Here is a 12,465-nt window from a genome sequence, read left to right as displayed (position 1 = left end):
TGACTGTTTTCATAAATTTGCCACAGTCTGGCGGCACTGTTCCGCATGTCGTTTGCGGCATGATTTTTCTCGTGCTGCCCCGAGCCTTGGGCCTGAACCCGAGGCCTGCAACAGAGGATGACGATCGGACCATGACGGTGAAGCAGACTTTCCTTTTCGTGATGATGGCGGCGATGCTGACCGCGCTTTTCGGCACCATGTCGATGGCGGCGGAACCACAACGCATGCTGACCGAAAAGGACTGGCAGGCCTTTCGGGTTGACGACGATAAGGGCCGCACCTGTTTCATCAGCTCGGTGCCAACGAAATCGACCGGCAAATATGATCCCGAAAACCGCGGCGAGGTGCGGGTGTTTGTGTCGCACGGCCCCAACAAGGCCGAGCGCAACGTCGTGCAGTTTGTCGCCGGGTACAAGCACAAGAAACATTCCGATGTGACGGTGAATATCGATGGCAAGAAATTCACCCTGTTCACCATCGAGGGGCGGGCCTATGCCGAATCCGAAGAGGATGACATCGCGATCATCAGGGCGATGAAGCGGGGAAGCAAAATGACGGTTGGCGGCACATCGAGCCGGGGCACGAAGACCACCGATACCTATTCACTGTCAGGCTTCACCAAGACCAAGAACCTGATCGACAAGACCTGTAGCTGAGCTGTGCCTGTCCCGGGCCGTGCCGGCAACCACATGTCGACTGCAGATTGGCGCTGTGCGCCAGGCCAAGGATGATGACAGACGCAGCCCACCTCCAGACACCAGCCGCGCAGACTGCGCCCCGTGATCTTCTTGGCATGGGGGCGGCCGAGCTTGAGGATGCGGTGGTCGCCGCCGGTCTGCCGACATTCCGCGCCCGCCAGCTGTGGCGCTGGGTCTGGCGGCACGGCCTGACCTCCTTTGAAGAGATGAGCGATCTTGGCAAGCCGGTGCGGCAGGCATTTTCCGAGATGTTCACGCTCGACCGGCCTGCGGTCACGCGGCGGCTGACATCCAGTGACGGGACCATAAAATGGCTGCTTCGCTTCCCGGACGGGAACGAAGCCGAGACGGTCTATATCCCTGACAAGGACCGTGGCACCCTGTGCATATCCTCGCAGGTCGGATGCACGCTGACCTGCAGCTTTTGCCATACCGGCACGCAGAAGCTGGTTCGCAATCTGTCGGTTGGCGAAATCACCGGTCAGGTGATGCTGGCGATGGACGAACTTGGTGACTGGCCGGCCGGCAAGCCTGAAAGGCGGCTGACCAATATCGTGTTGATGGGTATGGGCGAGCCGCTGTTCAATTATGAAAATGTCGCCAGCGCCATGCGCATCATCATGAGCGGTGAAGGGGTCGGGCTGTCGAAGCGGCGGATCACCCTGTCGACATCCGGTGTGGTGCCGGAGATTGCCCGGTGCGGGGCTGAACTCGGGGTCAATCTGGCGATCTCGCTTCACGCCGTTCGCGACGAGCTGCGCGACGAGCTGGTGCCGATCAACAGGAAATATCCGCTTGCCGAATTGATTGAGGCGTGCCGGACCTATCCCGGTCTGTCGAATGCACGCCGGATCACCTGGGAATATGTGATGCTGGACGGAATCAATGACAGTGACGAGGATTGTGCCGCGTTGCTGAAGCTGATCCGCGGCATCCCCTCGAAGATCAACCTTATTCCGTTCAACCCGTGGCCCGGCAGCCCCTATGAATGTTCCAGCAACCGTCGGATCGAGGCGTTTGCCGCAAAGGTGTTGAAGGCGGGATATGCCTCGCCGGTGCGAACGCCGCGTGGCCGTGATATTCTGGCTGCCTGCGGACAGCTGAAATCAGCCTCGGAACGGGCGCGCCGCCAGCGAACAGGCACCGGCAGGCCAACTGTCGAACTGGCTGCAGATGCGACATGATGATCAAGCGCAGTTATGGCTGCAAAGCCTTGAAAACAAGCGTTTCGATGACTACATTCTTTCCAACGGATTATCGATCAGGGGGTAAAAATGGCTGATAACCGCTTCATGAATACTGCGGCTGCCGAGGCGACACAGGTCGATCTTGGTCTTCGCAGCTATATGCTCGGCGTCTACAACCACATGACGACCGCGTTACTGATGACAGGATTCTTCGCCTATGCGATGAAATGGGCTGTATTGAACGTCGCTGGCGTGGGCCAGCTGGTCTATGGTTCACCGTTGAAGTGGGTTGTGATGCTGGCTCCGCTGGGCCTTGTGTTCTGGCTGTCGGCGCGCATTCAGTCGATGTCAGCTGCAAAGGCACGCAATCTCTTCTACGTCTATGCGGCGCTGATGGGTGTTTCCTTGGCCTCGGTGCTGTTGATGTTCTCGACCGCAAGCGTTGCCCGCGCCTTTTTCATCACTGCCGGTGCCTTCGCCGCTCTCAGCCTGTATGGCTACACAACCAAGCGCAGCCTGTCGGCAATGGGATCCTTCATGATGATCGGGCTGTTCGGCCTGATCATCGCGATGATCGTGAATATCTTCATGGCCTCGACAGCCATGGATCTCGCGATCTCGGTGCTTGGCGTGCTGATCTTTGCCGGGCTTACGGCGTGGGATACCCAGAAGATCAAGCTGATGTACATGGCAGGTGACAGCGAGGCCGAGCGGACCAAGAAGTCGATCTTCGGGGCGCTGACCCTGTATCTCGATTTCATCAACATGTTCATGTTCATCCTGCATCTGTTCGGCAATCGCGAATAGATCGCGCGGGAAAGACATTGCAAGGCGCGTCCGGTTTATCCATCGGGCGCGCTTTTTTTTGGGTCGCAGGGAGCCGTAGTGGATGACCAGTCTCGACAGCTATCTATCGCAGCACACATCTCCGGATATGGCTTCCGCGATCAGTGCCCTTGCCGGGGCTGCGGCGCGGATCAGTGCCGAGATAAGAGCGCCGCGACAGACCCTTGATGCGGTTGCCGGACATGTCAATGCCGATGGGGACACGCAGAAGGCGCTCGACGTTCTTGCTGATGACCTCATTCTCGAGGCGGCGCGCCAGGCTGGTGCGGCGGCCTATATGTCAGAGGAACGCGAGGCGGCAATATCGCTGTCCGATGACGGGTCATTCATCATTGCCAGCGATCCATTGGACGGGTCGTCCAATATCGGGGTCAATGTATCGATAGGGACGATTTTCTCGGTTCTGCCGACCGGCGGTGATGGTCTTGTTGCCGGACGGGACCAGCTCGCGGCCGGTTTTTTCGTCTATGGGCCGCAGACAACGCTTCTGCTGACGGTTGGTAACGGTGTTGCGTCTTTCCTGATGGGTGCAAACAGTCGATTTCAGTTGATTGATGACAATGTCCGGATCCCGGACCAGACAGCGGAATTTGCCATCAATGCCGGCAATCAGCGTCACTGGATGGCACCGGCACAGCGCTATGTCGCCGATTGTGTTGCCGGTGCCGATGGGTCGCGTGGCAGGAATTTCAGCCAGCGTTGGATTGGCTCGCTGGTGGCCGATGCGTGGCGGATCTTCTGCCGCGGCGGTGTGTTCCTCTATCCCGCCGATGGCCGCGACGGCTATGGGCAGGGGCGGCTTCGCCTTGTCTATGAGGCGGCGCCGATTGCATTTCTGGCCACACAGGCAGGTGGGCGCGCCACTGACGGCAGCCGTGACATTCTCGACATCATCCCGATGGCGGTTCACCAGCGGGTGCCGCTTGTCTTTGGATCCCGTGACGAGGTTGACGAAATTGAACGCCAGCACGCCGCCGGTTAGGCGTTGCGTTCAGCGTCCAGTATCGCGGCAAGCCCGCTTTCATAGTCGGGATATAGCAGGTCCAGGCCAAGTTCCGGCCCGATCACCTGCGAGGCAACGCGCCGCCGCGACACATAGAAGGTGCGTGCCATTGGCGACAGGTCCGCGTCTTCAAGCGTCTGCGGTTGTGGGGGGGCAACACCAAGCAGGGCCGCCGCATGTCGCATCACCTCGCCCTGCGCGGCGGGGCGTGTATCGGCAAGATTGATGATCCTTCCGGGACGTGGCGCGGCCATTGCCGCCTCGATCACCCGGCAGATATCGTCAACATGGATCCGGTTGAAGACCTGGCCGCGATGTTCGATGATGCGGGCTGTACCGGCCCGCAGCGAATCAAACGGACTTCGCCCCGGCCCATAGATTCCGGCAGCGCGAAAAATCTCGCTCTGCAACAGTGACAGCCACCGGTTTTCCGCCACCACCCGCGCGCGTCCCCGCGCCGTTGCGGGATCGGTTGGGGTGTCCTCATAACAAAACCCGTCTGGCCGGTCCGGATAGACCGAGGTCGCGGATACATAGCCTGACCAGCCGTCAAACCCGGCCAGCACATCTCCATGCGCGTCAAGAACAGGATCGCTGCCCCCAATGGCGGTGATCGTCGACAGCACGGCATCAACCCCGGCCAGCGCGGACCGGGCGTCGGCAAGTGGCCGGTCATCGGCAAAGCGGTGGATCTGCCAGCCGGACGCGGCCTCTGCGGCCAGCCGTTCGGGGGTGCGGGTGGTGCCGCGGATGTGCCACCCCGCCGCCGCCAGCCTGTGCCCCAGCGGACGCCCCACATAGCCCAGTCCAAAGATGAAAATTGTCCGTGCCATTATTCCAGGTCCTGTCTATGCAGTCCGTCTGTTGTACCTGTCATTGTACCTGTTATTGTGTCTCTTATTGAGTCTGGCGGCTGGCAAGCTGTTGGCGCACCAGTGCGGCATCAAGCCGCCGACCCTGCCAGTCCAGACGCCAGTCCAGATGCGGGCCGGTCGATCTGCCGGTTGACCCGACAGTTCCGATGATGGCGCCCCGCATCACCTCGTCCCCTTCGGCGACGCGCACTTCATCAAGATGAAGAAAGGCCGAATTCAGACCGAGGCCATGCGCCATCAAAACCGTCCAGCCGGAAAAATACAAATCCCTGACCAGGGTTATCCGTCCCCCGGCAGGTGCCAGCACCGGCGTTCCACGCGCCGCCGCGATATCGATCCCGTAATGTGGTTGGCGGGGCTGGCCATTCAGAATGCGCTGGCTGCCATAGATGCCGGTGACTTGACCCTCGACAGGCATGTCGAGACCACGCAGGAAATCACCGGCAGCCACCCCGGCATCGCTCTGCGAGCGCGCTTTTCGCACCGCTGCGGCATCGTCGCCTATCCGTTCCAGCACTGTTGCAGGCGGTGTGACATGGGTCTGCTTCAGCCCGTCAATACGCTGGATGTCATAGTCGCGCTGGTTGGCTGTGATGGTGACAAGATAGGACTCGCCGCCGGCATGGCTGACCTGGAGGCTGGCCGGTATGTCGCTGTCCCGATGAAATCCGATCAGCGCATGACCATCATCGCTCTGCATCACGGTCTCGCCGTCAAGGGTCAGGCTGACACCCGGCCCCACGCGTGCCACGACCATGCCACCTTCGATGGCGCTGCCGGCAATCCAGCTGATGCCGGGAACGGTATCCGGAAACCGTGCCTGCTGACCGCTGGCCGGCAGCGCAAAAAACAGAACAATAATCGCCAGAATGGCTGTGAACGGGGTTGGAATCATTATTCGCTGACGCTACCATCTGACAGTGTTTTTGGCACGCCAAAACGGAGCTGACGATGGTTCCGGTTTCCAATAAAAACCGAGGCAGGATGAGTGCCTGTCTCGTATCTCCAGATCTGGTCGAGGGGCCGAAAGCAGGTATCAATGCCACAGTCAACGCATGAAAAAGTTGTCATCATCGGGGCCGGCGCAGCTGGGCTGACCGCCGCCATCTATACGGCGCGCGCCAACATGTCGCCGGTGATTCTTGCCGGTCTGCAGCCTGGTGGTCAGATGACGATTACCACGGATGTCGAGAATTATCCCGGATTTGCCGATGTCATCCAGGGGCCGTGGCTGATGACCGAGATGCAGCAGCAGGCCGAGAATGTTGGCGCGCGGGTTGTCTATGACATTGTGACCTCGCTTGACGCCTCCGGCCGTCCCTTTCGGATGACGCTTGATTCAGGTGACGAGATCACTGCCGATGCGGTGATTGTGGCCACCGGGGCACAGGCAAAATGGCTCGGACTGGAATCAGAGCAGACATTCAACGGTCGGGGTGTCTCGGCCTGTGCCACCTGCGACGGGTTTTTCTACAAGGAACGCGATGTTGCTGTCATCGGCGGCGGCAACACGGCTGTCGAGGAAGCGCTGTATCTGGCCAATATCTGCAAGTCGGTCACCTTGATTCATCGTCGTGATTCGCTCCGCGCCGAGCAGATCATGCAGGACCGTCTGCTGCGTCACGACAGGATCACGGTGCAATGGAACCGCACCGTTGCCGAGGTGCTTGGCGATGACAGCGGTGTGACCGGGTTGCGTCTGGCGTCAACGACGGGCGAGGACGATCTCGATATCGCCGTTCAGGGCATGTTTGTGGCCATCGGACATGACCCGGCAACGGCGGCTTTCCGCGGTGTGCTTGACCTTGATGATGAAGGCTACATTCTTGCCGAAACAGGCGGCACCCGCACCTCTGTTGACGGGGTGTTCGCCGCCGGCGACTGTGTCGACAAGATCTACCGTCAGGCGGTGACGGCTGCCGGCATGGGATGTATGGCCGCGCTTGACGCTGAAAGGTGGCTTGGCGAACAGGCCTGATTGGGGATGTCGGGGTTCAGGTTGCCATCGCGGGCCTGTCGCTGACGGCCTGTTCCCGGATGATCCAGTTGACGGCAAAGGCAAACAGCGCCGCCCCGATATTCAGCCACCACATCACATCGTAAGCCCCTGTGATGTCGTAGACCACGCCGCCCAGCCACGAGCCGAAGAACGAGCCCACCTGATGGGAGGCAAAGGCAATCCCGTACAGCATGCTGAGATGCCTGGGACCGAAAAATACGACGATAAGCCCACTTGTCAGTGGAATTGTGCCAAGCCACAGCAGCCCCATCGCGGCGCCGAACACAAGTGCTGATGCCGGCGTAACGGGCAGCAACAGAAATCCGCATATAATGGCACCGCGAAGCAGATACACCGTGGCAAGCGTCTTTCGCTTCGAGACTTTTCCGCCAAGCCAGCCGCAGATGAACGCCCCGACAATGTTGAACAGCCCGATCAGCGCCAGCGCCCAGCTGGCAATGTGGGGTGGCACGCCGCGGTCGCCAAGAAACACCGGAAGATGTGTGGTGGTGAATACCAGCTGCAATCCGCAGACAAAGAATCCGGCTGTCAGCAGCAGATAGTCCCGGCTTGCCACCGCCGCGCGAAGCGCCTCGCCGGTTGTCAGTTCGACAATATCGGTTGTCCTGGCGGCTGGTGCGCCGCGAATGCCGAATGCCACCGCCATTCCCGCCGCGGTCAGGAAGGACAGCAACAGCAGCGCCGTCTGCCAGCCATGTTCGCTCATCAGCATCTGTGTCACCGGCAGCAGCGCGAACTGGCCAAAGGAACCGAAGCTGGTCACAAGCCCAAAGGCCAGCGAGCGCCGCGCCGGCGGCACCACCCGGCCGACCGCGCCAATGGCGATGGAAATGCCGGCACTGCCGAGCCCCAGACCGATCAGCGCCTGGCCGAGGAACAGCCCGGTCGGGGTGACAAGCAGGGCGCTTGCCAGCAGGCCGGCTGTGTAGATGGCCGCGCCGAGGATGGCCACTTTCCAGGCACCGATCCGGTCGGCAAGGGCACCGAATAATGGCGAGGAAAACCCCCAGACAAGGTTCTGCACCGCAATCGCAAGCGCCACCAGCTGAACGCCGCTGCCAAGCGTGTTCGAAAGCGGCACGACAAACAGTCCGAATACCTGTCTGATGCCAAAGGTGATGGTCACAAGCGCGGCGCTGGCAATGAGTACCCGTAGCCAGATATCCGGCCTTGTGCCGCCTGAGGAATGTGATGTCATGATGGGACGCTGCCGTGGTTCGTTGCCGTGCGGGCACAAGGCCGCACCGCGCGCCGTTATGTGACTCTAGTCGCGTCCTGCGTGAAAGCGAAATGCTTTCTTGTCGGGCCCTTGCGGTGTCCGGCTGTCATGCCGACAGATCCGTCAGACAGGCTCGCTCACTCACTTACTCACTCACTCAATAGCCGGACTGAATTCACCTGCAGTCCGCGGCTGGAGGAATCGACCTTGACCAGCAGCTTCTGACCCTGGATCAGCGAATGGAATCCACAATCATTCAGAACGCGCGAGTGAACAAACACATCCTCATCAGAGGTGTCGGTGGTCACAAAGCCATAGCCACGAAGGTCATTGAAGAATTTGACGACGGCACGCACCTCGCCTTCCTCCGGCTCCGACGCCACCGGCGGGGTCGGGGTCACCGGCCGTTCGACCGACAGCAGATCCTTGATCACCTTGCCATGCTCGTTGGTGCTCAACGACACGGTGATCTGATCGCCCGTCAGCAGGCGGACCAGTCCAAACCGGTCAAGGGTCGAACGGTGAAGGAATATCTCTTCCTCGCCGATCCTGACGAATCCATACCCTTTGCGTTCATTGTACCAGACCAATTGCCCCTGGCCGGTTTCGATATCCTGCGACGTATCGCGGGTTGCCACATCCTTTGTCATAGTCGTCTTTCCTGGGCAGCCTTGCGCACGACACCGGTAATCGCCTCGCCCCCTCCCGACAGTCACTGCAGACCAGAGGGCATCACACCGGGCGTGACAGGCACCACAAAATTTGCCTCCACACCGAAACACAAGGATGCGGTGCGTTAAGACCCGCACCGAAGGATGAAAATCCCCGGTAACGCGCATGTGAAGATGAGGAAAGAGTCCTGAAACTGTCAGGCGTTGCCAAGCGCGGCTCGGCTGGCCTCGATGGCCTCGCCAATGGCGGCCTGCCAGTCGCCGATAGATCCGGCATCAGCAGCGCCGGCTGGGAATATCAATCCCCGCGTGCTGTTCACAAGCCCGCCTTCCGGCCCTTGCGGGCCGCCGGTCAGTCCGGCAAGCGCCTGGGCAGCGCCGGCACCCTGGGCACCGAACCCCGGCACAAGGAAAGGCGCGTTTGGCAGGATCTGGCGCAGGGCGCGGGCTTCTTCCGGCCAGGTGGCGCCGGCAACGATGCCAAGCGAAGACAGCCCGGCTTCGCCCACCCGCGCTGCCGCCAGTGGTGCAAGCCCTGCTGCCAGATGATGGAACAGCGGCGCGCCGTCGACATTGAGGTCCTGAAGATCACCGGCGCCAGGGTTGCTGGTGCGGGTCAGCACGAACAGACCGGCCCCCTGCCGGTCGGCACGCGCCAGAAGCGGGTCCAGCGTATCCAGTCCAAGATAGGCATTGACCGTCAAGGCGTCGCTGGGGAAGGCCGCATCATGGCCAATCCAGGCATCGGCATAGGCAGCGTTGGTGCTGCCGATATCATTGCGCTTGGCGTCCATGATGACCAGAACGCCGGCGTCAATCGCGGCGCGTCCAAGTCTGGCCAGCACATGCATGCCGTCGGGGCCCTGGGCCTCGAAGAAGGCAGCTTGCGGCTTGATGGCGGCAACCCGGCCTCTGGCCATCTCCAGACAGGCCATCGAGAAATCTTCAATGGCGCGGATTGTCGCCGGGCTTGCGGTCGTGCTGACATCGCCAAACAGCTTTGGCATCATCGACAGATGGGGATCGATCCCCATACAGAGCGGGGTTCCCGTACTGCGGATGGCGTCGGTGAGTCTGCAGCCGAAATGATCCACCGTCATGCGCTGTGCCGCCGTCAGACGAGGCCAACCGCGGCGCGGTAGGTCTGCAGCAATTCGTCCTGTTCCTGCAGCAGATCCCGGTCCATGGCCCGCATCTTGACAAGCTGGCGCATGATTTTCGGGTCAAAGCCTGTTGCCTTTGCTTCGGCATAGACATCACGAATGTCGGCCATCAGGGCGCGCTTTTCTTCCTCGAGGCGCTCGATCCGCTCGATATATTGTGTCAGCTGGTCGGCGCCGGCGCCGGTGCCTGCGATGAGTGCCATGATATGTTATCCCCGTGGAGTCCGTACGGCGTCACTTGTCGCCGTGATTGTGAATGGCTTCGTATTTTTCCCGCTGCTCGGCCGTCGCTTAAGTCTGGTATTTCGCCTTCCACTCGGCGTAATCCATACCATAGACGGTGGCGCGTGCCGCCTTGTCATCGATGTCCAGCCCGTGTTCCCCCGCCGCTTCACGGTACCAGCGCGACAGACAGTTCCGGCAGAACCCCGCCAGATTCATCATGTCGATATTCTGAACGTCGGTACGTTCCTGAAGATGCGCGACAAGGCGCCGGAACGCGGCGGCCTCCAGTTCGGTCTGCGTTGATTGATCCATGGAAACTCCATCGGTCGCAAAGCTGGCACCGTGGCCTGTGGGCCGGCGCTCTGAATGGGTCGGACTTTATCCAAGTCATGCTGCATAGGCAACCGCCTTGCGGCAGGTCAAAGGCGGCGTTCTGCCGGGGGTTTCGATCGCCGGAATTGGTAAAAATATAAAAAATCCAAAAAATTTCGGTATGGCTAAATTTGTTTAACCTCTTTATAAACAGTGAAACTGCCGAGGCCTATCATGTCAGACAGCAAGACCACGCCCAAGACCACGCCGGCCAAGACCACGCCGGAGGTCGCAAACAGCGCGGCACGATTCGATCGCATCAGGCGGGCCCATCAGTCTGAAGTGGCCGAGGACTATGTCGAGATGATTTCCGATCTGATCGCTGAAACGGGCGAGGCGCGCACGGTTGATCTGGCGGCCCGTTTCGGGGTGACCAGCCCGACTGTGAATGCCATCATCCGGCGTCTGCAGCGCGAGGATCTTGTCGAGACACGCCCCTATCGGTCGATCTTTCTGACCGAAGCTGGCAGGGCGCTTGCCGAGGCCAGTCGGGAACGACATCGGATTGTGCGCGATTTTCTGGTCACCATCGGCGTGCCTCTTGATATTGCAGAAGAGGATGCCGAGGGGGTCGAGCATCATGTCAGCGAGGAAACCTTGGCGGTGTTTGCCAGAATTACCGAGCAGGGTCGGATCTAGTCTGACTCGACACCCTGATGCAGATACAGGCGCCGCGTCCTGTTGCGGCTGATCGCGGCGGCCGAGATCAGCGCCGGCGGTGACGTCACCCAGATGATATTCTCGATCGCCGGTGGAACGCTGTTGTCGCCAAGGCTGATCAACCGTCGGCCCGGTTGCCTGGTCCAGGCCAGATTCTGCTCGAAATGATTGCTTGGCACGCCGTCCCGATCATGTACCAGCACATCAATGCCGGTGCCGTGGAAATGCCAGCTCAGCAATGCGGCCGAGGCGCGCCTGTCGGCAATCAATGTGGTCGCGTCATGACGGGCCAGCGCGGCGGCGCTGTCGGCGGCCAGCTGGTGCCATCCCCGCTGTCGGCGCAGCGGGTCGGAATCAGGTGTCAGCGGGCCGAGCGAACCGGCCAGCGTTACCGCCAGAATGGTGAAAGACAGGGCCGCATTGATGGCCAGCGCGGCGATGCCAAGGCGTCTTCGTGTCAGCGCCACACCATCATCGCCCCCTCCCGCCAGCCATCCCGCCAACCATCCCGCCAGCCACACCACCAGGGCCGGCATCGCTGCCAGCGCCCAGTTTGCGTTGGCCTCGCTGAGATAGGCCTGGATCATGATAATGATGATCACGGGCAATGACAGGCACAGAAGCAGCCGCGTCATCTGATCCCGTCCAGCTGTGACGATGCCCAGCATCAACGCAAAGACCAGCGGGCCGGCAGTGGCGAACTGCGCACCAAGAAAGAGCAGACTGTTCAGCGGATCATGACTCTGGCGGTCCAGATTGGCGTTGTCACCAAGATGTCTGACGGTGGTGAAATCATTCACAAGGTTCCACAGCAGATTCGGGCTGGCGGCAATGCCCATCGAGACGGCGAAGATCAGCAGTGCTGACGGCGAGATGGTCCGCTTGCCACAAAGCCGGTCCACCCCCCAGAACAGCACCACCCCGATCAGGCCGTAGATGGCGGCATATTTGCCAAGAAGCGCGACCCCAAAGGCACCGCCGGCAAACGTCATGGCGCGGTTCATTCCAAGGCGGCCTGTCACGCCCCCGATCAGCGCCATCATGCCAAGCGACCAGAACAGCAACAGCGGGGTATCGGTCGAAATGACGAAACTGCCAAGCGCCACCGCCGGCAGGCAGGTCCACAACAGCGCCGCCATGCGCCCTGCCGCGGGGCCGCCCGACCAGAAGGCCGCCCGCCACAGAATCAGGGCTGTCAGAAGATGCAGCCAGGGCGCCGGCAGCCTGACAGCCCAGACATGATGGCCAAACAGCTGGTGCGAGATACCGATGATCCAGCTGGTCAGGGGGGGCTTTGTATAATAGCCAAAGGCGAATTCGTTGCTCCACAGCCAGTATTGAGCTTCATCGACGCCAAGCTCCAGCGGGCTGAGGACAATACCGATGCTGCGCAGTACCGCTGCCGCCACAAGAAGGCCGAAAACCAGCCGGTCTGGCCGGGTCCAGCGCCCCGTTTCGGCACAATCAGATGTGGCGTTGACCGCCGGCATTGGCTATCCTCGGAGCTGCGTTTCACCTGGCGGCTT

14 protein-coding genes are annotated in these 12,465 nt (G+C 60.8%); 6 read left to right on the top strand and 8 right to left on the bottom strand.

The window, feature by feature from the left end; genetic code table 11:
* Positions 1 to 131: 131 nt before the first annotated feature.
* The 4 genes from AB3X55_11710 (at position 132) to AB3X55_11695 (ending at position 3,713) form a co-directional block, all read left to right on the top strand.
* Positions 132 to 656, top strand: coding sequence for an invasion associated locus B family protein (locus AB3X55_11710; GenBank protein MEX0504253.1), 525 nt, complete (start codon positions 132 to 134; stop codon positions 654 to 656).
* A gap of 71 nt (positions 657 to 727) precedes the next feature.
* Positions 728 to 1,882, top strand: coding sequence for a 23S rRNA (adenine(2503)-C(2))-methyltransferase RlmN (gene rlmN / locus AB3X55_11705; protein ID MEX0504252.1), 1,155 nt, complete (start codon positions 728 to 730; stop codon positions 1,880 to 1,882).
* A gap of 90 nt (positions 1,883 to 1,972) precedes the next feature.
* Entirely contained in the window at positions 1,973 to 2,692 is a 720-nt protein-coding gene (locus AB3X55_11700; protein MEX0504251.1) for a Bax inhibitor-1 family protein, read from the top strand.
* Between the two features lie 82 nt (positions 2,693 to 2,774).
* The gene (locus tag AB3X55_11695) at positions 2,775 to 3,713 is read left to right on the top strand and encodes a class 1 fructose-bisphosphatase (GenBank protein ID MEX0504250.1); all 939 of its coding nucleotides are present in this window, start codon (positions 2,775 to 2,777) and stop codon (positions 3,711 to 3,713) included.
* Here the strand turns inward: AB3X55_11695 and AB3X55_11690 are convergent.
* Positions 3,710 to 4,567 carry an SDR family NAD(P)-dependent oxidoreductase gene (locus AB3X55_11690; GenBank protein MEX0504249.1) on the bottom strand — a complete coding sequence of 286 codons (858 nt, stop codon included), beginning with the start codon at positions 4,565 to 4,567 and terminating at the stop codon, positions 3,710 to 3,712. The genes AB3X55_11695 and AB3X55_11690 overlap by 4 nt on opposite strands.
* A 64-nt stretch (positions 4,568 to 4,631) precedes the next feature.
* Positions 4,632 to 5,504, bottom strand: a complete 873-nt coding sequence (locus AB3X55_11685; protein ID MEX0504248.1) for a M23 family metallopeptidase — start codon at positions 5,502 to 5,504, stop codon at positions 4,632 to 4,634.
* Between the two features lie 144 nt (positions 5,505 to 5,648).
* On the opposite strand from AB3X55_11685, the gene trxB reads away from it, so the two are divergent.
* Positions 5,649 to 6,587, top strand: coding sequence for a thioredoxin-disulfide reductase (trxB, locus tag AB3X55_11680; protein ID MEX0504247.1), 939 nt, complete (start codon positions 5,649 to 5,651; stop codon positions 6,585 to 6,587).
* 16 nt (positions 6,588 to 6,603) lie between these two features.
* Here the strand turns inward: trxB and AB3X55_11675 are convergent, their stop codons facing one another.
* The 5 genes from AB3X55_11675 to AB3X55_11655 all read right to left on the bottom strand — a co-directional run bounded on the left by AB3X55_11675 (position 6,604) and on the right by AB3X55_11655 (position 10,219).
* On the bottom strand, positions 6,604 to 7,827 hold the full coding sequence (locus AB3X55_11675) for an MFS transporter (GenBank protein MEX0504246.1): 1,224 nt from the start codon (positions 7,825 to 7,827) through the stop codon (positions 6,604 to 6,606).
* Positions 7,828 to 7,997: 170 nt separating this feature from the next.
* Positions 7,998 to 8,498, bottom strand: coding sequence for a cold-shock protein (locus tag AB3X55_11670; protein ID MEX0504245.1), 501 nt, complete (start codon positions 8,496 to 8,498; stop codon positions 7,998 to 8,000).
* 218 nt (positions 8,499 to 8,716) lie between these two features.
* Positions 8,717 to 9,619, bottom strand: a complete 903-nt coding sequence (pyrF, locus tag AB3X55_11665; GenBank protein MEX0504244.1) for an orotidine-5'-phosphate decarboxylase — start codon at positions 9,617 to 9,619, stop codon at positions 8,717 to 8,719.
* Between the two features lie 14 nt (positions 9,620 to 9,633).
* Positions 9,634 to 9,885, bottom strand: a complete 252-nt coding sequence (locus AB3X55_11660; protein MEX0504243.1) for a DUF2312 domain-containing protein — start codon at positions 9,883 to 9,885, stop codon at positions 9,634 to 9,636.
* Between the two features lie 88 nt (positions 9,886 to 9,973).
* Entirely contained in the window at positions 9,974 to 10,219 is a 246-nt protein-coding gene (locus tag AB3X55_11655; GenBank protein ID MEX0504242.1) for a DUF1244 domain-containing protein, read from the bottom strand.
* Between the two features lie 234 nt (positions 10,220 to 10,453).
* Between AB3X55_11655 and mntR the strand changes: the two genes are divergently transcribed.
* On the top strand, positions 10,454 to 10,918 hold the full coding sequence (mntR, locus tag AB3X55_11650) for a manganese-binding transcriptional regulator MntR (GenBank protein MEX0504241.1): 465 nt from the start codon (positions 10,454 to 10,456) through the stop codon (positions 10,916 to 10,918).
* Here the strand turns inward: mntR and AB3X55_11645 are convergent.
* On the bottom strand, positions 10,915 to 12,429 hold the full coding sequence (locus AB3X55_11645) for an ArnT family glycosyltransferase (GenBank protein MEX0504240.1): 1,515 nt from the start codon (positions 12,427 to 12,429) through the stop codon (positions 10,915 to 10,917). The genes mntR and AB3X55_11645 overlap by 4 nt on opposite strands.
* Between the last annotated feature and the right edge of the window lie 36 nt (positions 12,430 to 12,465).

Source organism: Alphaproteobacteria bacterium LSUCC0719 (assembly GCA_040839025.1).
Lineage (GTDB): Bacteria > Pseudomonadota > Alphaproteobacteria > Puniceispirillales > Puniceispirillaceae > UBA8309.
Note: the sequence above shows the minus strand (reverse complement) of the source record. Positions and strands in the feature narration are given on the sequence as shown.